Here is an 18,268-nt window from a genome sequence, read left to right on the forward strand (position 1 = left end):
ACTGAGGACACTAATGCAACAGGGGTAGCGATTGGCCACTGAGGTACCGGGGACCAGCAGGCCGGGCGGGCGCACGGAACGCACGCGCGTCGCCGTTTTGCGGGCGACGCTCGATCTGCTGGCGGAGGTCGGGTTCACGGACCTGACGGTCGAGGCCGTCGCCGAACGGTCGGGCGTGCACAAGACGACGGTTTACCGGCGATGGGAGTCGCGCGAAGGACTGGTCGCGGCCGCACTGCGGTTCGGTGCCAGCGAACCGTGGAGCCCGGCGGACACCGGTTCGCTTGTCGCCGATTTGCGGCGAATGGCGTTGGACGTGGTGCACGCGTTGACCACCCCGGGGCAACGCGAGCTGCCGACCGCTGCGGTGCTGGCGGCCTTCCACTCGGAACGGGCGGCCGAGGCGTTGCGGGATTTCTATCAGGATCGGCATGCCCGAGCCGCGGTGATCGTGGAGCGAGCGGTGGCGCGCGGGGAGGTGCCAGCCGACACGGACCCGGACGAGGTGACGCGGACGGTGTGCGGGCCGGTGTTCTATCGGTTGTTCGTGTCGCGGGAGCCGGTGTCGGAGGAGACGGCTGAGATCGCGGCGGAGGCTGGGGCCGCGGCTGCTCGGGCGGGGGTGTTGTGCAGGCGGTTGCCGGCGGATGGCGACCGGGGTTGATTCCGGGGTGGGGTTTGTTGCCGGAAAACGGCGACGGGCGGAGGGCGCCGCCGGGTGGGGTGGTTTGGTCGCGGAACGGCGAATGCATAGCGCGGCTGAGCTATGGGCTGGCTCGGCGCTTGCGGCGAAGCTGGGACAAAGCCGGGCAGCGGGCAGAGAGGCACGGTTGGTGATTCGGTTTTGCTTTCGCCGCGGAACGGCGAAAGCCGAATGCGGCTCAGCGACGGGCTGGCTCAACGCTCGCAGCAAAGCGGGGACGAACCAGACGAAGCCGGGCACCGGGCACCGGGCGATGGGCAGCAACGAGCGGCATACCGAGCGACCCTGACGGGCGAGATGCACAGAAAGTCACCGTCGAAGGCGGCAACGCACGATGCGGGATTGCGGCCAGGCTGAGCAGGCAATCGCCGCTAAACGGCAACAACCGAAGCCCGCTCAAAGAAGCACGCCTACCCCAACGGCAGCCGGTACCGGACCTCCTCCAAGGTCACCGCTCCGTCGGACACCGATTCCACCTTGGTCTTGCCGTCCGCAACCCACCCGGCCCGTTCGTAGAACTTCCGGGCCTGGGTATTAGTCGAGAGCACCCACAGTGTCGCCGACTCGAACTGGGACGACAGGCCGCGTACGCACTCCTCGTGCAGGGCTCGGCCCATCCCCTGGCCCCACTCGGACGGGAGGAGGTAGATCGACGACAGTTCGCCCGTCTCAGGGGTGGCGTCGTCGTCTCGGCTGGGGCCGAAGACCGCGAAGCCGGTGATCTTCTCGCCGGTGCTTGCGGTCAGGACGGTGTGCGGGCGGGAAGTGTCCGCGAGACTCGAAGCCCAGAACTGTTCCCGTGTCTCGACCGACAGGCCGGACAGGAACTCGTCCGGCAGCAAACCCGCGTAGGCCGCTTGCCAGGAGCCGACGTGGACGGCTGCGATGTCTGCCGCGTCTTGCGGGGTCGCGGGGCGGATGACCAGGTCGGGCACCATTCCTCCAGAGGATCGGCACGAAGGGCGATCGGGCTGGGAGCAGTTCAGCACACAAGCAGGTCGGCCCGCATGCGGTTTACCGGAGTGACCACAAAGGACAGTCAGGGAACCGGACAAGGGCGGCTGGGCCAGCGGGGCGTGAGTGTGTTCGGGCAAGGGTTCCGGGACTTCAGGCATCGCCGCCCCGCCTGGGAGGCTCGTCGGGACTCCGGCCGATAGCCTCGTCGGATTGGCGGGTCAGGCTCCGCTCGTTCGTCATGCCCGTGCGCACCAGGAAATGGGACTATCGATGACCAACCCGTTGATCGCGCCGGTGAAGGACTCCACGACCGCGATGTCCGGGATTCCTTTGCTGGAGGACGCGACCGGCCTCAAGACCGCGATCGAGAGCAAGAACTGGGCGGCCGTCGCGATCGGGGCGGTGGGCACCGCGATCGACGTGCTCACCGCGGTGATGGATCCGTTCGGCGCGATCTTCGCCGCGGGGGTCGGGTGGCTCATGGAGCACGTCGGGCCGCTCAAGGAGGCGCTCGACGCGCTCACCGGCAAAGCGGACGAGATCAAGTCCCAGGCGGAGACCTGGACGAATGTCGCCAAGGAGCTCGAAAGCGTCTCGGCGGAGCTGACCGAACTGGTCAAGAAGGACCTGCAGGACTGGAACGGCGAAGCGGCCGACACCTACCGCAAGAAGGCGGAAGACACCTCGGCGCTGATCGCCAGCGCGCAGAAGGGCAGCGAGGGCGCGGCGAGCGGGGTCAAGACCGCGGGCGAGATCGTCGCGGCCGTGCGGTCGCTGGTGCGGGACACGATCGCCGACCTCGTCGGGCACCTGATTTCGTGGGCGTTGCAGGTGCTGTTCACCGCGGGGATCGGGATGGCCTGGGTGGTTCCGCAGGTCGTCACCGCCGTCGCCAAGACCGCGTCGAGCATCGCGAAGGTCACTTCGAAGCTGGTCAAGGCGCTCAAGGCGTTGGTGCCGCTGCTGAAAAAGGCCGGCGTGCTGTTCGAGGACGCTGGCAAAGCGTTGAAGGGCCTCAAGAGCGGCAAGGCAGCGCCGACGCACACTCCCAAGGACATCAAAACCGGGAACAGGTCTCACCCCGGCGGAGACGAGGGCACGCATACTTCCAGCGCCGGAGGAGACAGCGGGCACCACGGCGGCAGCCACTCGAGCGGCAGCCACGAAAGCGGCGGCGAGCACGGCGGCAGCGGAGGGTCGGGCGGGCACACGTCGGCTTCCAGCAGTTCCTCCTCAGACGGGGCCAGGGGGAACAGCGACGCCTCGCGGTCGCTCGACAAGCAGGGCGAGAATTCGCGCAGCCTCGACAACATCTGCACCACCGGCGACCCGATCGACGTCGCGAGCGGCCAGATGGTGATGGCCGAGACCGACGCGACCTTCCTCAGCGCGCTGCCGATGGTCTTCGAGCGCACGCACTTCTCGTCGTTCCGTGCGGGCGGCTGGCTCGGCCCCGCCTGGGTGTCCACTTTGGACGAACGGATCGAGGTGCACGAGGACCAGGTGTGGTTCGCCGGCGCGGACGGGATCGTCCAGGTGTTCCCCCGGCCGCGCGGAGACCAGTGGGTCGCCGCCGAGCACGGGCCCGCGCGGTATCTCGCCGAGGAGCCCGGCGGCGGATTCGTCCTCGAGGACCGCGAAAGCGAGCGGGTCCTGACCTTCGAGCGCGGCAACGGCCCGGTCCGGCCGATCCGCTCGATCAGCGGCCGCGGCAAGGAGCACATCTACTTCCAGCGCGACCAGCACGGCACGCCGGTCGCGATGCGGCACAGCGGCGGCCACCTGATCCAGATCGCCACCGAAGGCGGGCTCGTGACCGGGCTGTCCACCGTCACCAAGGACGGGGACGAGGTGCCGTTGGTCCGCTACGGCTACACCGCGGGCAATCTCACCGAGATCACGAACGAATCCGGTCTCCCGTTCCGCTACGCCTACGACAATCTGGGACGGATCGTCGAGTGGACCGACCGCAACGGCGAGTGGTACCGCTTCCACTACGACCGCGACGGCCGCGTCGTGCGCACCGAAGGCTCCGGCGACTGCCTCACCGTCACGATGCACTACGACCTGGCCGCCCGGATCACCCACGTCGTCGACTCGCTCGGCCGCCGCAGTGCCTACCACCTCAACGAAACCGGCCGGGTCGTGCGCGAGGTGGACCCGACGGGCGCGGCGCGCGCCTACGAATGGGACGCGCTGGACCGCCTGGTCGGCGAAACCGACGAAATGGGCAGGCAGCGGACCTACCGCTACGACGAGATGAACAACCTGGTCGCCCTCCAGCGGCCGGACGGCACGGAATTGACCATCGAGCGCAACGACTTCGGCCAGGCCGTCCGCATGGCTGAGGCGCCCGGCGTCGAAACCCGCTGGGAGTACGACGAACGCGGCAACGTGACCCACGTCATCGAACCGGGCGGCGCGACCACCAGCTATACCTACGACGAGTGGGGACACGTCGCGTCGGTCACCGATCCGAACGGCTCGACGCTGACCGTGGTGTCCGACGACGCGGGCAACCCGATCACCGTCACCGACGCCCGCGGCGCGACGACCGCCTACGCCTACGACTGTTTCGGCAGGCTCTCCGCGATCGTCGATCCGAACGGCGCGGCCGAGGAATTCGGTTACACCGTCAGCGGCGCGCTCGCCTGGCACCGCCTCCCAGACGGCTCGACGGAGGAATGGTTCTACGACGGAGAAGGCAACAACCGCCTGCACTCCGACGCTTCCTCGGCGATCGCCCAGCAGGAGGTGACCCACTTCGACCTGGTCTCGGCCGAGATCCGGCCGGACGGCACGCGGCTCGAATACTCCTACGACACCGAACTGCGGCTCACCGCGGTGACCAACGAACAGGGCCAGGTCTGGCGCTACGAATACGACCTGGCGGGCAACCTCTCCCGCGAGACCGACTTCGGCGGGGCCAGTTCGTCTTACGGCTACAACGCCGCCGGCGAGCTGACCGAGATCCGCAACCAGGAAGGCGAGATCGTCACCCTGCGCCGCGACGTGCGCGGCAACATCGTCGAGGAAACCGTCGAAGGACCGTCCGGGACGCTGCACACCCGCTTCGAATACGACGTCCTCGGCGAGCTCGTCGCCCTCGACGACGGGACGACCCGCATCGAGTACACCCGGGACGCGGCGAGCCGGATCGTCGGGGAAACGGTCAACGGACGCGCCGTCCGCTCCGAACTCGACCCCGCGGGCAACCAGGTTCGGCGGCAGACGCCATCCGGGGCGGAAAGCGTCTGGGAATACCGTGAAGCCGGGCTCCCGGCCGCGGTGCGCGCCGCCGGCCGGACCACGCGATTCGAGTACGACCGGGCGGGCCGCGAAACCCTCCGCGCGTTCGGGCAGGACGCGGCGATCGTCCGCTCGTGGACCCCGGCCGGACGGCTCGCCCGGCAGGCGGTCCGGTCCGCGAACGGCGAATTCGGCCAGGACCGGCAGTACCACTACCGGCCCGACGGCCTTCCCGACCGGATCGACGACGGGACGGCCGGGTCGCGCTGGCTCGCGATGGACGTCCGCGGCCGGGTGATCTCGGTGCGTGCCCAGGGCTGGAACGAGCAGTACGCCTACGACCCGACCGGACGGCTCGTCGACGCCGACTGGCCCGCGCCCGAGGACGAGGACCGCCGCGGCAGGCGGGCCGGGCCGGCTTCGGTGATCACCGAGGCGGGCGGCGTCCGCTACACCTACGACCAGTCCGGCCGGATGCGCACCCGGCGCCACGAGGACGGCCGGACCTGGACCTACACCTGGGGCCCGCTGAACCGGCTCGTCGCGGTCGAGGTCCCGGACGCCACGACCTGGCGCTACACCTACGACCCGCTGGGCCGCCGCATCCGCAAGGAACACTTCGCCGCCGACGGGACGTCGCTGCTCGAACGCGTCGATTTCGCGTGGGACGGCGAAACGCTGGCCGAGGCGACCAGCTCCGGCCCCGGCGCCGCCGAAACCACGGTGTGGGACTACGAACCGGGCAGCTTCGTGCCGCTGCTGCAGCGGCGGCGCACCGGTTCCGCGGACCAGAAACGCGTCGACGAGCAGTTCTTCGCCATCGTGGCCGAACCCTCGGGCACGCCGACCGAACTGCTCGACGACCGCGGCGAGATCGCGTGGCAGTCCCGCAGCAGCCTGTTCGGCGTCGTCGTCGCCGAGTCCGGCGGCACCGGGATCCCGCTCCGGTTCCAGGGCCAGTATTTCGACGAGGAAACCGGGCTGCACTACAACTTCCACCGGTACTACGACCCGGTGCTCGCCCGGTACCTCAGCCCCGACCCGCTCGGGCTCGGCGGCGGACTGGACCCGCACGCCTACGTCAGCAACCCGCACGTCTCGGTCGACCCGCTCGGTCTCGTCGGGGGATCCTGCAACACCCCGCGCGGGTCCGGCGGCTCCGGCGGCGGTTCCCAGCGCGGCCGGGGCCGCACCCGCTCGCCCAGCCCCGGCCCGAACGGGGAGCGCCGCGTGCGCTCCCCCGGCGGCCGGGTCTACCAGGAGGGACCGCCCACCCTCGCGGCCGGCGCGCGCAGGCGCGAGCACTACGGCTACAAGAACCTGTCGCACAAGCATTCCAAGATGCGGCCGCTGTTCGAGCGGAACGCCGTTTCGCCGCCGCCGAAGTTCCGCAGGCGCGGCGACGACACCAAGTGGTACATGGACCCGAACCGGCGCTACCAGACGCACGACTACCTCGGCAATCCCACCGGCATCGTCCGCGGCCACAGCAATGTCGTGATGGGCCACAACCCGTCGGCCGGAACCCATTTCAACCAGACCGGCCATCGGAACACGCCCGAACAGAACTTCGCGCACAACTCCGACGTGCGGATCTTCAAGCACCTCGAACCGAAGAGCAACTCCGCCGCGAGCGGATCCCAGGAACCCCGGTTCGGCGCCCCGGACCCGCGGGACTCCAACCGGGTCTACTGGGACAAGAACCACCGCGGCTACGTCGGCAATCCGGACCACGACTGGGATCTGGTGAGTCCGCAGCCGAGCCGGTCCTCCGGCCACCGCGGGTCAGGCGGCGGGAGCTACAGCGGCGGATACAGCGGGAGTTACGGCGGCGGTTCCAGCAGTTACGGCGGTGGCTCCAGCAGCCACGGCGGATACAGCGGCGGCTACGGCGGCAGCGGCGGATACGGCGGCGGCAGCAGCTACGGAGGCAGCAGCAGCCGCCGGAACCACGGCTACGACTCCGACGACGACCTCTACGACGCCTGACCCCACGAGAAACCTCAAGCAAGAAGGCGTGGCCCGGGAAACTCCCGGGTCGCGCCCCGCTCAGCTCTTCTCCAGGTACTCCGCCCGCTCCAGGTCGACGACGTCCGCCACCATCTGCGCCAGCCCCGGCAGCGAAGCCAGCTCCGGATCGGCCGTCACGATCTCCTGAGCCTGCGCCCGCGCCTCGGTGATCACGTCCTCGTCCCGCAGCAACGACAGCAGTTTCAGCCCGGACCGCTTGCCCGACTGCGCCGCACCGAGGATGTCGCCCTCCCGGCGCAGTTCCAGGTCCAATCGGGACAGTTCGAACCCGTCCGTGGTGGACTCGACCGCCGCCAGCCGCTCGCGCGTGGAAGTGCCGTCCAGGGTTTCCGTGACCAGCAAACACAATCCGGGTACGCTCCCCCGCCCGACCCGGCCGCGAAGCTGGTGCAGCTGGCTCACGCCGAAGCGGTCGGCGTCGAGGATGACCATCGCCGTCGCGTTGGGGACGTTCACGCCGACCTCGACCACCGTCGTCGCGACCAGCACCTCGACCTTCCCCGCGCCGAACGCCTGCATGACGGCGTCCTTCTCGTCCGTCGGCATCCGGCCGTGCAGGGCGGCGATCTTCAAGCCCTTCAACGCGCCGTTGGCGAGATCCGGCGCGACGTCCAGCACCGCGAGCGGCGGCCGCTTGTCGCTCTTGTCCGACGGCGGTTCGTCGCCGATCCGCGGGCACACGACGTACGCCTGGTGTCCCTTGCCGACTTCCTCGCTGACCCGCTGCCACACCCGGTCGAACCACGCGGGCTTCTCCGCGACCGGCACGACCGTCGTCTTGATCGGCGAGCGGCCGACCGGCATTTCGCGCAGCGCCGAGATTTCCAGGTCGCCGTAGACCGTCATGGCGACCGTGCGCGGGATCGGCGTCGCCGTCATGACCAGCACGTGCGGACTCGTCGAATCGGCCCCGCGCGAGCGCAAAGCGTCCCGTTGCTCGACGCCGAACCGGTGCTGTTCGTCCACGACCACGAGCCCGAGATCGGCGAACTGCACGGTGTCCTGGATCAGCGCGTGCGTGCCGACGACGATGCCCGCCTCGCCGCTTACCGTCTCCAGCAACGCTTTCTTGCGTTCCTTCGCGCCCATCGACCCGGTGAGCAGCGTGATCCGGGTGGAATTCTCGGCCGCGCCGAGCTCGCCCGCCATCCCGATGTCGCCGAGCATTTCGCGCAGCGAGCGCGCGTGCTGCGCGGCCAGTACCTCGGTGGGCGCGAGCATCGCCGCCTGCCGTCCGGAATCGACGACCTGCAGCATCGCCCGCAGCGCGACCACCGTCTTGCCGGAACCGACCTCGCCCTGCAGCAACCGGTTCATCGGATGCTCGGTCGACAGGTCGGCCGCGATCTCGTCGCCGATCGCGCGCTGGCCCGCGGTGAGGTCGAACGGCAGCCGCTTGTCGAACGCGTCGAGCAGGCCGCCGTCGACGTGCGGGCTCGCCTTCGCCGGACGCGACACCGCGGAATGCCTGCGCTGCGCGAAAATCAGCTGCACGGCCATCGCTTCGTCCCACTTGAGCCGGTGCCGCGACGACTCCAGGTGCGCCCAGTCCTCCGGGCGGTGGATGCCGCGCAGCGCGCGCTCGAGACCGGGCAGCCCGTGCCGCTTGCGCAGTTCCTCGGGCATCGGGTCCTCGCCGACCTCCAGCACGTCCAGCACCTGCCGCACGCATTTGGCGATCGACCAGGTCGGCATGCCTTGCGCCGCCGGGTACACCGGGATGATCTCGGCGAGGAAGTTGTCGACCGCCTCGGCCTCGCGTTCGGCGTCGAGCAGTTCGTACTCCGGGTTGGCCAGCTGCAGCGTGTCCCGGAACGCGGTGACCTTGCCCGCGAACAGCCCGGTTTTGCCGGGGGCCAGCTCCTTCTCGCGCCACGCCTGATTGAAGAACGCGCACGCGAGCCGTCGCTTGCCGTCGGTGATCACCATGTCGAGGATGGTGCCGTTGCGGGATTTCATCCGGCGCTTGCTGATCTTCTCGATCCGCGCCAGCACGGTCGCGTGCTCGCCGAGCTCCAGCCCGGCGATGTCGGTCAGCTCGCCTCGTTCGGCGTAGCGGCGCGGATAGTGGCGCAGCAGATCGGAAACCGTCTCGATGTCGAGCGAACTCGACAGCGCCTTCGCCGTTTTCGCGCCCAGCAGCAGCGGGAGCTTGTCGCGAAGCCCGGCCATGATTATTCGACCCCCATCAGCAGCACAGCGTCGTTTTGCCCGCCGGCGTAACTCGTCAACTCCACCTCGGGGTGCTCCAGCCGCAGTTGTTCGGCGAGCTCGGCGGCCACCCTCGGCGGAGCGTCCGCCCCGCTCAGGACGGTGACCAGCTCGCCGCCGAGCGCCAGCATCCGGTTCAGCACGCTGACCGCCGCCGCGACGAGATTCGTCGCCGACGCCGGGGCGGGCTCGATCAGCACCACCTCGTCGTCGACCAGGCCGATCACGTCGCCGGACTGGGCCCGGCCCACCCAGGTTAGCGACTCCTCGTGCGCGATCCGCAGCTCGCCACGCCTGGTCGCGGCGGCCGCCTCGGCCATCGCGACGACGTCGTCGTTGACCCGGCGTCCGCTGTCGTGCACCGCGAGCGCGGCCAGCACCTGCACCGGCGACGCGCACGGGATCACCACGACGTCGCGCTCGCCCGCCATCGGATGCCCGGCGGCGGTGTCGGCGGCCGCGGTGAGGTCCGGCCCGCCCGGCAGGACGCTCAGGTGCTGTCCGGCCGCCTCGTTGAACAGCCCGATCATGTCCTCGACGCTCGGCGTCTCGCCCTCGGGCACCGCCAGCACGGCGACGCCCTCGGCGCGCAGCAGCTCGGCGAGCCCGCCGCCGCGCACCACCGCGACCACAGACCGGTCGATACCGCCACCGGGTTCGATCGGCGTCGGCGTGATCAGCGGTTCGACCCGGATCTTCCGCGGCCTGCCCAGCTGCAGCCCGGCTTCGATGGCCGCGCCGATGTCCGCGCAATGGACGTGCACCGCGTGGCTGCCCGAACCGTCGCCCGCCACGGTCACGCTGTCGCCGAACCCGCTCAGTTCCTTGCGCAACGCCGGCAGCCGGGCCTCGTCGACCTCGTCCAGCAAGTACATGACCTCCCACGCGTACGGCGCCTGCTCCGGCAGCGAAGCGACCGCCTTCAAGTCGTGTCCGGGGTCCTCGGGTTCGCCGGTGATCACGCCGGCCAGCGCGTCGAGCACCGCGACCAGCCCGCGGCCCCCCGCGTCGACGACTCCCGCCTTGGCCAGCGCGGGCAACTGCTTGGGCGTCTCCTCCAGCGCGGCCGCCGCCACGGTGACGACCTCGCGCGCTACCTCGGGCAACGTCCGCGTCGTGTCTCGGACGGCGGCGGCCACGGCGTGCAGAACGGTCAGCATCGTCCCGGCAACCGGCCTGCTGACCGCGCCCGTGGCGGCCTGGTCCGCGTGCCCCAGCGCAGCGGCAAGGCCCGATCCGTCGAGGTCGCCGCCGGTGGCCGCCCAGTCGGCCATCCCCCGCACGACCTGGGACAGGATCACGCCCGAATTGCCCCGCGCGTGCGCCACCGCCCCGCGCGCCAGCACCGCCAGCGCCTCAGCCGCGTCGGCCGGTTCCGCCGCGGCGAGCGCCTCGTGCGCGCCGGTCATCGTGTACAGCAGGTTGGAGCCGGTGTCGGAGTCCGCGACCGGGTAGACGTTGATGCCGTCGATGGCCGTGCGCAGCCTGTCCAAGCTGCGCACAGAGGCCGCCGCCCAGCCCGACACCGCCGCCGCGTCCAGCACCCGCACCCCGTAACCTCCTAGCCGGTCCCCGCGAGGGTAACGACCCCGCGGCAAGCCCCCCGAGACCACTCGTTACTATGGTCGAGTTGCCCGGCACGTTCGGGCGCGCATTCTTTGTCCCATATCCAGAGGAGTTCGACGTGGCTGCCGTGTGCGACGTCTGTGGCAAGGGACCCGGCTTCGGCAAGTCGGTCTCGCACTCCCACCGGCGTACCAACCGCCGGTGGAACCCGAACATCCAGGTTGTGCACGCGAAGGTCGGCGTGTCCCAGCGCAAGCGCCTGAACGCCTGCACCTCGTGCATCAAGGCTGGCAAGGTCGTCCGCGGCTGAGCGCAGATTTCAGGGTGGCGAGTGCTCGTGGAGAGCACTCGCCATTTTTCTGCGCTCAGGTGTCTTCCGGGGGTCGAACCCCCGAGCCCCCGCCAGGGGCAAGCCCCCTGGACCCCCGCGTTGAGTCGCCTTGGGGTCGGAACTTGAGTTGGGGCGAGGAAAGGGGCGAGTGCTTCGGCACCCGCCCCTTTTTCGTCACCGCAGGAAGTTCGCCAGCACCTCTCGCAAGGACTCCGGCGCGTTCAGCACCCCGTGGTCCTGCCCCGGGATCTCCTCATACCGCCCATGCGCGACCGCTCCCGCCACAGCCTTGGCGGACGACGTCATCCACGCCTCCCCCGCGCCGCCGGACAGCGACAGCACCGGGACGGTGATCGCCGCCAGCCGGTCCGTCGGCAGGTAGTTGCCGCGGCCGCACACGGTCAGGTCGTACGGCAGCGTGTGCGCCAGTCCGACGAACCAGCCCCACACCGGCGCGGACTTCATCGAGTCCACCATCGAGGCCGGGGTCCCGGTGCCCTCGACCAGGAACAACTCGACCGCGCCGTCCCGGTCGCCGTCGGCGAGGCAGGCGCTGACCCGGTCCACCAGGTCTTCGGCCGGCCGTGGGCGGTCGTCGCCGATGAACGGCGGTTCGTACACCGCCACCTTCGTGATCGGCAGCCCGCGCGCCGCCGCTTCCAGGGCCAGGATCGCGCCGGACGAGTGGCCGAACACCGCGGCCGAGCCGCCGACGGCCTCGATCAGCACCTCGAGGTCGTCGATCTCGCGCTCGACGGCGTAGACCGGCGCGTCGCCGCTGTCGCCGCGGCCTCTCCGGTCGTAGGCGACGGCGGTGAAACCGGCGTCGGCGAGCACCGCGGCGAGCGCGGCGACGGTCGTGCGGTCGTTCACCGCGCCGCCGACCAGCAGCACCGGCGAACCCGTGCCGTAGGTGTCGAAGGCGATCGGGGTGCCGTCGGCGGACGTGACGGTGGCGGTCATGGCGTTCCTCCAGGGTTTCAGTCGCTGCTTACCCTGGTGGTCGGCGCCGATCGCCGGAACTGGACACGCCGCGTCAGGGAAGTTTCCAGTCGAGCGGTTCCGCGCCCTGCTGGACCAGCAGCTGGTTCGCCCGGCTGAACGGCCGCGACCCGAAGAAGCCGTTGCGCGCCGAAAGCGGGCTCGGGTGCGCCGATTCGATGCACGGCACCTCGCCGAGCATCGGCCGCAGGTTCCGCGCGTTGCGGCCCCACAGGATCGCCACCAGCGGTCCGCCGCGCGCGGCGAGCGCCTTGATCGCCTGCTCGGTGACCTGCTCCCAGCCCTTGCCCTGGTGCGAGTTCGACTTGTGCGGCTGCACGGTGAGCGACCGGTTCAGCAGCAACACGCCCTGCTCCGCCCACGGGGTCAGGTCGCCGTTGGACGGCGTCGGATGGCCCAGGTCCTCGCAGTACTCCTGGTAGATGTTGATCAGGCTCTTCGGGATCGGCCGCACGTCCGGGGCCACCGAGAAGCTCAAGCCGACCGCGTGCCCCGGCGTCGGGTACGGGTCCTGGCCGACGATCAGCACGCGGACGTCGTCGAACGGCTGCTTGAACGCGCGCAGCACGTGCTCGCCCGCGGGAAGATAGGTGCGGCCCGCGGCGATCTCGGCGCGGAGGAACTCCCCCATCGCGGCGACCTGCGGGGCCACTGGTTCAAGGGCTTTCGCCCAGCCGGCTTCGACGATTTCGTCCAGCGGTCGTCCAGTCACGGCCCGCGAGCCTAGCGCCACGTGCCCGAGGTCACCGGGGCGGGTCCAGCCTGCGCAACTCGGCCCGGAACCGGGCCCCGCGCCGGACGTAGGAATCCACCACCGCGGCGATCTGGTCTTCGGAAAACGACTTGTTCGGCCGCGTTTTCGCCGGAACTCCCAGTGCGATCTCGCCGGTGCCGACGCGCGATTCGTACGACAGCACCGCGCCCGCGCCGACCATGCCGCCATCCTCGATCACGCTTCCGTTCAGCACCACCGAACCCGACGCGATCAGGCAGCCGGTGCCGATCGTCGCGCCCTCGATGTGCACCGCGTGCCCGACCGCCGAGGACGGGCCCACGATCGTCGGATGCCGCGCGGTGCAGTGGACGACGCAGCCGTCCTGCACGTTCGAACGTTCGCCGATCTCGATGTACCCGTGGTCGCCGCGCAGCACCGTCTGCGGCCAGACCGAGGCGCGCGCGCCGATCCGGACGTCGCCGATCACAGTGGCGTCGGGATGGACGTAGGCGTCCGGGTGGATGGTCGGGACCAGGTCGCCGAGCGCGTAGATGGCCAATGCCGCCTCCGGGTCGTTCAGTGTTGTCGGTCGCGGGCCAGATCCTTGCCGTAGTACCGGCTTTCGGGCATTTCGCCGTAATAACCGAAAGCCGGGACCTCGACGTAGCCCGACGAACGGTAGAGGGCGATCGCTTCCGGCTGTTCGGTGCCCGTCTCCAGCACGACGCGGCGGCGTCCGGCGGCGACCGCGGTGCGTTCCAGTTCGGCGAGCATCGCGCGGGCGAAACCGCGGCCCCGCGCGGATTCGACCACGTACATCCGTTTCAGCTCGACGTCGCCGGGCCGGAACGTCGGCTCGGGACCGTCGTGCGCGCGCCACGCGCCGGACGCCACCGGCACGTCGTCCAGGTACCCGACCAGGAACAGGCCCCGCGGCGGCGCGAACTCCGCGGGGTCCATCGGGGTCTCGTCCTCGGAGCCGTAGCGGCGCACGTACTCCAGTTGCACCTCGGCCATCAGCTTGGCGGCGTCGGGGTGGTCGAAGGCGACGGCACGGATGTCCACGGCGCCAGCCTAATGAAGGTTCACTGCTGCCAGTGCTCCCAGCCGCCCTGCTGGTCGTACTCGCGCCCGTCCACGGTGACGCCGGATCCGGGCATGGTGACCACGCCGATCTTGCGCCAGCCCTCGGGCAGGTCGTCGAACGGCGGGAACGTCGCGACCAGCGCGTGGTCCTCGCCGCCGGTCAGCACCCACTGCATCGGGTCCGCGCCGAGCGCGCTGCCGACCTCCTTCAGCCGCGTCGGCACCTCGAGCAACGCGGTCTGCACGTCGAGCCCGACCTCGGAAGCCGCGGCCAGGTGCGCGAGGTCGGCGAGGAGCCCGTCGGACACGTCCATCATCGCCGTCGCACCGGCGTGCGCGGCCTGCGGACCGGCCGAATACGGCGGTTCCGGGCAGCGCTGCGCGTTCACCACCCCGACCGGCGACCGGAATCCGCGGCGCAGCACCGCGAGCCCGGCCGCGGCCCAGCCGAGCCGTCCGCACACCGCGAGCACGTCGCCGGGGCGCGCGCCGGAGCGGGTCACCGGTTCGCGGTCTTCGAGGTCGCCCAATGCGGTGACGCTGATCACGAGCTGGTCCGCGCTCACGAGATCGCCGCCGGACACCCCGATCCCGGCCGCGTTCGCCTCGGCCCACATGCCGTCCATGATCTCGGTCACGACCTGCGCCGGGGTGTCGGCCGGGCACGCGATCCCGACGACCACCGACGTCGGTTTCGCGCCCATCGCCGCGACGTCGGACAGATTCACCGCGACCGCCTTGCGCCCGACCTGCTCCGGGCTCGACCAGTCGAGCCGGAAGTGCACGCCGTGGACCAGCACGTCGGTCGTCACGACCACGCGGCCGTCCGGCGCGGCGAGAACCGCCGCGTCGTCGCCCGGGCCCAGCAGTGTCGACGGCGGCTGCGCGCGTCCTTCGGTGACCCGCCGGATCAGGCCGAACTCGCCTGTCGCGGCCACCGAGTGCTCGTCCGGTGACACCGGTCACCTCCTGTTTCCCTCGCCTGTGTCGGATCGGCCACCGACAATCGGATCCCCTAGGTTTTTCCCAGGGCTGGCGCTACGTTTCCTACACCGTCTACACCGTTCCTACCTCGACTAGACCGCCACCGACGAAAGGGCACGCCGTGGTCCACGCATACATCCTCATCCAGACCGAGGTCGGCAAGGCGGCCGCGGTGGCTGCGGAGATCGCCGGGGTCCCGGGCGTGACCAGCTCCGAGGACGTCACCGGCCCGTACGACGTGATCGTGCGCGCCGCCGCGGACACGGTGGACCAGCTCGGCCAGCTCGTCGTCGCCCGCGTGCAGAACGTGCAGGGGATCACGCGCACGCTGACCTGCCCGGTCGTGCATCTCTGAGCCGTGGTCCACTGAGGCGGTGGCAGACACCGACACCGGGGCCCCTCCGAAGGTCGTCCTCGTCACCGCGTCGTTGCTCGTGGCCGCGCTGGCGGTCGCGGTCGCGGTCGTCGCGCTGACGAAGAGCTCTTCGGGACAGCCCGATCCGAACCAGCCGCTCGCGCTCGTGTCCGTTCCCGCGCCGCAGGCCGGGTCGCCGGACTGCGCGAAGCTGATCGCCGGGGTCCCGGCCACGCTCACGTCGAACGGCAAGGAACTGTCGCCGCGCACGCTCGCCGAGCCCGCGCCGAAGGCCACCGTCGCGTGGGGCGAACCGGATCCGGTCGTGCTGCGCTGCGGCCTCGAACGCCCGCCGGAGCTCACCCAGACCGCGCAGCTGCGCGTGGTCAACAAGGTGCAGTGGCTGCAGATCGAGCAGGGCGGTTCGGCCACCTGGTACGCGGTCGACCGGCCGGTCTACGTCGCGCTGACCGTCCCGGAGAGCGCCGGGACGGGACCGCTGCAGGCCATTTCGGACGCTATCTCGGCCAAGTTGCCGGTCAAGCCTCTGAAGTTCTAGCCGCGATCGTCTCCAGCGACTCGCCAGTAGTACGCGGGCCGAGCACCGCCACGTCGACCATCAGCAGCACCATCGCACCCGCGACCACCGCGAACATCGTCGTCGCGCCCGCCGAATGCAGAACCGGCAGCAGCACGAACGGCATCGCCGCCGTCGCCAGCCGGGACAACGCGTAGGCCGAGCCGGCGGCGGTGCCGCGCAGCGACGTCGGGAACAGTTCGCCCTGGTAGGTGTGGAAGGCGTTGGAGAAGACGTTGCTGACGGCGGTGTAGCAGAAACCGAACACCGCAATGAGCACGCCGGACGTCGCGTAGCCGAAGGCCAGCCCGAACACCGCCATCGCCGCCGCGCTCGCGACGATCAGCCACTTGCGTTCCAGCCGTTCGATGATCGGGATGGACAGCGCCGACCCGATCGGATAGCCCAGGAAGGTGAGCGCGCTGAACGTCAGCGACGTGACGAGGCCGAAACCCTTGGCGGCCAGCACAATCGGCACCAGCGAACCGAAGCCGTAGTAGCCGAACGATTGCAGCAGCTGGAAGACGTACAGCATCGCCGTGCGACGGAACCACGGCGGACGCAGCAATGCCGACGCGCGCACGGGTTCGGGCGCGGGTGGTTCCGGCTCCGGTTCGGGCAACGGCTGCGGCGCGCTCGCTTCGAGCTTGCGCACGACCTCGTCCGCTTCGCCGATTCTTCCTTGTGCCGCAAGCCAACGCGGTGATTCCGGCAGCGTAAACCGCAGCGCCCACACGACCGCCGCGCCCAGCGCGCCGATCACGAACAGCCAGCGCCAGCCGTCGATGCCGAGCGGCGCGTGGCCAACCAAAGCACGGGCGAGGAATCCGGCAGCGGGGACGCCGCAGAAGCCGATGGTGTAAGCCCAGGCTGTCGCCCGGCCGCGGGCGCGCGCGGGCAGCAGGTCGGCGAGATAGGCGTCAGCGACCGGCAGTTCCGCGCCGATGCCGATCCCGGCGATGAACCGGCAGATCACCAGCATCCACACGTCCGTGCTGAACGCGCCGAGCAGCGTGAACACCGAGTACAGGCCCAGGGTGAGCAGGAACGCGCGGCGCCGGCCGAGCCGGTCGGCCAGTCTGCCGAGGAACACCGCGCCCACGAACGCGCCGACGAACGCCGACGCCAGGACGTACTTCAGCGTCGTCGGGGTGACGCCGAACTCCTTGGTGAGGACGGTGCTGATGGTCGCCGCGAGGAACAGGTCGTAGAGGTCGAAGAAGGTCGCGATGCCGACCACTGCGACGAAGTACCGGTGCCGCCGGGTGACCGGGAGCCGGTCGAGCCGGGATGCGATCTGCACGCGCTGTTTTCCTTACGGTGGGGACAGGCCGTTTGTTCGAGGGCCATCGTAAGGTCGCTGGCCTGGTCCGGCCGCGCGCGCCGCGGTCGCGGCGGTCAGCGCAGGCCGGTGCCCCGCGCGAGCGCGGTGTCGATCAGCGTCGACAGCAGCGTCGGGTAGTCCACCCCGGTGACCTCCCACATCTTCGGGTAGGCGGACTTCGTGGTGAACCCGGGCATCGTGTTGACCTCGTTGATCACCAGGTCGCCTTCCTCGGTCACGAAGAAGTCGACGCGGGCGAGGCCCTGGCAGTCGAGCGCGCGGAACGCCTCGACGGCCATCGCGCGCAGCCGGTCGGTGAGCGCGTCGTCCAGTTTGGCCGGGATGTCCAGTTCGGCGTCCTCGCCGAGGTACTTGGTTTCGAAGTCGTACCAGGCGTCCTCGCCCTCGGCGAGGACCCGGATCTCCGCCGGGAGCGACGCCTCGACGCGGCCGTCCGGGAATTCCAGCACGCCGCATTCGACCTCGCGCCCGCGCACCGCAGCCTCGACGAGCACCTTCGGGTCGGTGCGCCGGGCCAGTTCGATCGCGGCGTCCAGGCCGGCCCAGTCGGCGACCCGGGAGATCCCGACCGACGAACCGGCGCGCGAGGGCTTCACGAACACCGGCAGGCCAAGGCGTTCCCGGTCCGCTTCGGCCAAAGTGGACTGTCCGCGGCGCAGCGCGGCGTAGGTGCCGACCGGCAGCCCTTCCGCGGCGAGCAGCTTCTTCGCGTATTCCTTGTCCATCGCCGCCGCGCTGGCGAGCACGCCGGGGCCGACGTACGGAATGTCGGCGAGTTCGAGCAGGCCCTGGATGGTGCCGTCCTCGCCGAAGGCACCGTGCAGCACCGGGAAGACGACGTCGACGGTGCCGAGCACCTCGGTGGCCTGGCCCGGGTCGACCGTGCGCAGCTCGCGGCTGGTCGGGTCGCCGGCGAGCACGAGCGAGCGGCCGGACTCGACCGACGGCAGCTCGCGGCCCTGGATGCTGAGCTGCTTCGGGTCGCCGGTGCCGAGCACCCAGCCGCCGTTCGGCGTGACGCCGACCGGGAGCACCTCGAAGCGGTCCGGATCCAGGTTCGAGATCACACTGCCCGCGGACAGGCACGAGATGGTGTGCTCGCTGCTGCGGCCACCGAACACGACCGCGACCCGGATCTTTTCAGCGCTCATAGCCG

At 70.4% G+C, this 18,268-nt stretch carries 15 protein-coding genes; 5 read left to right on the top strand and 10 right to left on the bottom strand.

Annotation, left to right across the window (positions count from 1 at the left end):
* Nucleotides 1-31: 31 nt before the first annotated feature.
* Nucleotides 32-664, top strand: a complete 633-nt coding sequence (locus FKO37_RS40960) for a TetR/AcrR family transcriptional regulator (RefSeq protein ID WP_238607889.1) — start codon at nucleotides 32-34, stop codon at nucleotides 662-664.
* Nucleotides 665-1,113: 449 nt separating this feature from the next.
* On the opposite strand, the gene FKO37_RS40965 is transcribed toward FKO37_RS40960, so the two are convergent.
* Nucleotides 1,114-1,641, bottom strand: a complete 528-nt coding sequence (locus FKO37_RS40965) for a GNAT family N-acetyltransferase (RefSeq protein WP_037811698.1) — start codon at nucleotides 1,639-1,641, stop codon at nucleotides 1,114-1,116.
* Nucleotides 1,642-1,930: 289 nt separating this feature from the next.
* Between FKO37_RS40965 and FKO37_RS40970 the strand changes: the two genes are divergently transcribed.
* Complete coding sequence (locus FKO37_RS40970; protein WP_238607890.1) at nucleotides 1,931-6,898, top strand: RHS repeat-associated core domain-containing protein; 4,968 nt, start codon at nucleotides 1,931-1,933, stop codon at nucleotides 6,896-6,898.
* Nucleotides 6,899-6,958: 60 nt separating this feature from the next.
* Here FKO37_RS40970 and recG read toward each other — a convergent pair whose 3' ends face one another.
* Both recG and FKO37_RS40980 read right to left on the bottom strand, forming a co-directional pair.
* Entirely contained in the window at nucleotides 6,959-9,112 is a 2,154-nt protein-coding gene (gene recG, locus FKO37_RS40975) for an ATP-dependent DNA helicase RecG (RefSeq protein WP_238607891.1), read from the bottom strand.
* A 2-nt stretch (nucleotides 9,113-9,114) separates the two neighbouring features.
* The gene (locus FKO37_RS40980) at nucleotides 9,115-10,701 is read right to left on the bottom strand and encodes a DAK2 domain-containing protein (protein ID WP_037811702.1); all 1,587 of its coding nucleotides are present in this window, start codon (nucleotides 10,699-10,701) and stop codon (nucleotides 9,115-9,117) included.
* A gap of 134 nt (nucleotides 10,702-10,835) precedes the next feature.
* Here FKO37_RS40980 and rpmB point away from each other — a divergent pair, with 134 nt between their 5' ends.
* On the top strand, nucleotides 10,836-11,027 hold the full coding sequence (gene rpmB / locus FKO37_RS40985; protein ID WP_009074135.1) for a 50S ribosomal protein L28: 192 nt from the start codon (nucleotides 10,836-10,838) through the stop codon (nucleotides 11,025-11,027).
* Nucleotides 11,028-11,222: 195 nt separating this feature from the next.
* Here rpmB and FKO37_RS40990 read toward each other — a convergent pair whose 3' ends face one another.
* The 5 genes from FKO37_RS40990 to FKO37_RS41010 all read right to left on the bottom strand — a co-directional run bounded on the left by FKO37_RS40990 (nucleotide 11,223) and on the right by FKO37_RS41010 (nucleotide 14,810).
* Nucleotides 11,223-12,011 (bottom strand): alpha/beta fold hydrolase, encoded by a 789-nt coding sequence (locus tag FKO37_RS40990; protein ID WP_238607892.1) that lies wholly within the window; start codon nucleotides 12,009-12,011, stop codon nucleotides 11,223-11,225.
* Nucleotides 12,012-12,084: 73 nt separating this feature from the next.
* Nucleotides 12,085-12,762: a uracil-DNA glycosylase gene (locus tag FKO37_RS40995; RefSeq protein WP_037811706.1), complete on the bottom strand. Its 678-nt coding sequence runs from the start codon at nucleotides 12,760-12,762 to the stop codon at nucleotides 12,085-12,087.
* A 31-nt stretch (nucleotides 12,763-12,793) separates the two neighbouring features.
* Nucleotides 12,794-13,324 (bottom strand): gamma carbonic anhydrase family protein, encoded by a 531-nt coding sequence (locus FKO37_RS41000; protein WP_134727843.1) that lies wholly within the window; start codon nucleotides 13,322-13,324, stop codon nucleotides 12,794-12,796.
* Between the two features lie 17 nt (nucleotides 13,325-13,341).
* The gene (locus FKO37_RS41005; RefSeq protein WP_238607893.1) at nucleotides 13,342-13,830 is read right to left on the bottom strand and encodes a GNAT family N-acetyltransferase; all 489 of its coding nucleotides are present in this window, start codon (nucleotides 13,828-13,830) and stop codon (nucleotides 13,342-13,344) included.
* A gap of 20 nt (nucleotides 13,831-13,850) precedes the next feature.
* Nucleotides 13,851-14,810 (bottom strand): thiamine-phosphate kinase, encoded by a 960-nt coding sequence (locus FKO37_RS41010; RefSeq protein WP_238607894.1) that lies wholly within the window; start codon nucleotides 14,808-14,810, stop codon nucleotides 13,851-13,853.
* Nucleotides 14,811-14,956: 146 nt separating this feature from the next.
* On the opposite strand from FKO37_RS41010, the gene FKO37_RS41015 reads away from it, so the two are divergent.
* Complete coding sequence (locus FKO37_RS41015) at nucleotides 14,957-15,190, top strand: Lrp/AsnC ligand binding domain-containing protein (protein ID WP_037811714.1); 234 nt, start codon at nucleotides 14,957-14,959, stop codon at nucleotides 15,188-15,190.
* Between the two features lie 19 nt (nucleotides 15,191-15,209).
* Nucleotides 15,210-15,749: a DUF3515 domain-containing protein gene (locus FKO37_RS41020; protein ID WP_037811716.1), complete on the top strand. Its 540-nt coding sequence runs from the start codon at nucleotides 15,210-15,212 to the stop codon at nucleotides 15,747-15,749.
* On the opposite strand, the gene FKO37_RS41025 is transcribed toward FKO37_RS41020, so the two are convergent.
* Together FKO37_RS41025 and FKO37_RS41030 are read right to left on the bottom strand one after the other, a co-directional pair.
* The gene (locus FKO37_RS41025; RefSeq protein ID WP_037811717.1) at nucleotides 15,730-17,070 is read right to left on the bottom strand and encodes an MFS transporter; all 1,341 of its coding nucleotides are present in this window, start codon (nucleotides 17,068-17,070) and stop codon (nucleotides 15,730-15,732) included. The genes FKO37_RS41020 and FKO37_RS41025 overlap by 20 nt on opposite strands.
* Nucleotides 17,071-17,165: 95 nt before the next feature.
* Nucleotides 17,166-18,263, bottom strand: a complete 1,098-nt coding sequence (locus FKO37_RS41030; protein ID WP_238607895.1) for a D-alanine--D-alanine ligase family protein — start codon at nucleotides 18,261-18,263, stop codon at nucleotides 17,166-17,168.
* Nucleotides 18,264-18,268: the final 5 nt, after the last annotated feature.

Origin of the sequence: Amycolatopsis sp. Poz14, from assembly GCF_006704225.1 — a bacterium.
In the GTDB taxonomy this organism is placed as follows: Bacteria; Actinomycetota; Actinomycetes; order Mycobacteriales; family Pseudonocardiaceae; genus Amycolatopsis; species Amycolatopsis nivea.

Excerpts from the sequence above, each read along its gene's own strand:
- FKO37_RS40965 (WP_037811698.1), bottom strand. The coding sequence starts at position 1,641 with ATGGTGCCCGACCTGGTCATCCGCCCCGCGACCCCGCAAGACGCGGCA.
- FKO37_RS40970 (WP_238607890.1), top strand. The coding sequence starts at position 1,931 with ATGACCAACCCGTTGATCGCGCCGGTGAAGGACTCCACGACCGCGATG.
- recG (WP_238607891.1), bottom strand. The coding sequence starts at position 9,112 with ATGGCCGGGCTTCGCGACAAGCTCCCGCTGCTGCTGGGCGCGAAAACG.
- FKO37_RS40990 (WP_238607892.1), bottom strand. The coding sequence starts at position 12,011 with ATGACCGCCACCGTCACGTCCGCCGACGGCACCCCGATCGCCTTCGAC.
- FKO37_RS41030 (WP_238607895.1), bottom strand. The coding sequence starts at position 18,263 with ATGAGCGCTGAAAAGATCCGGGTCGCGGTCGTGTTCGGTGGCCGCAGC.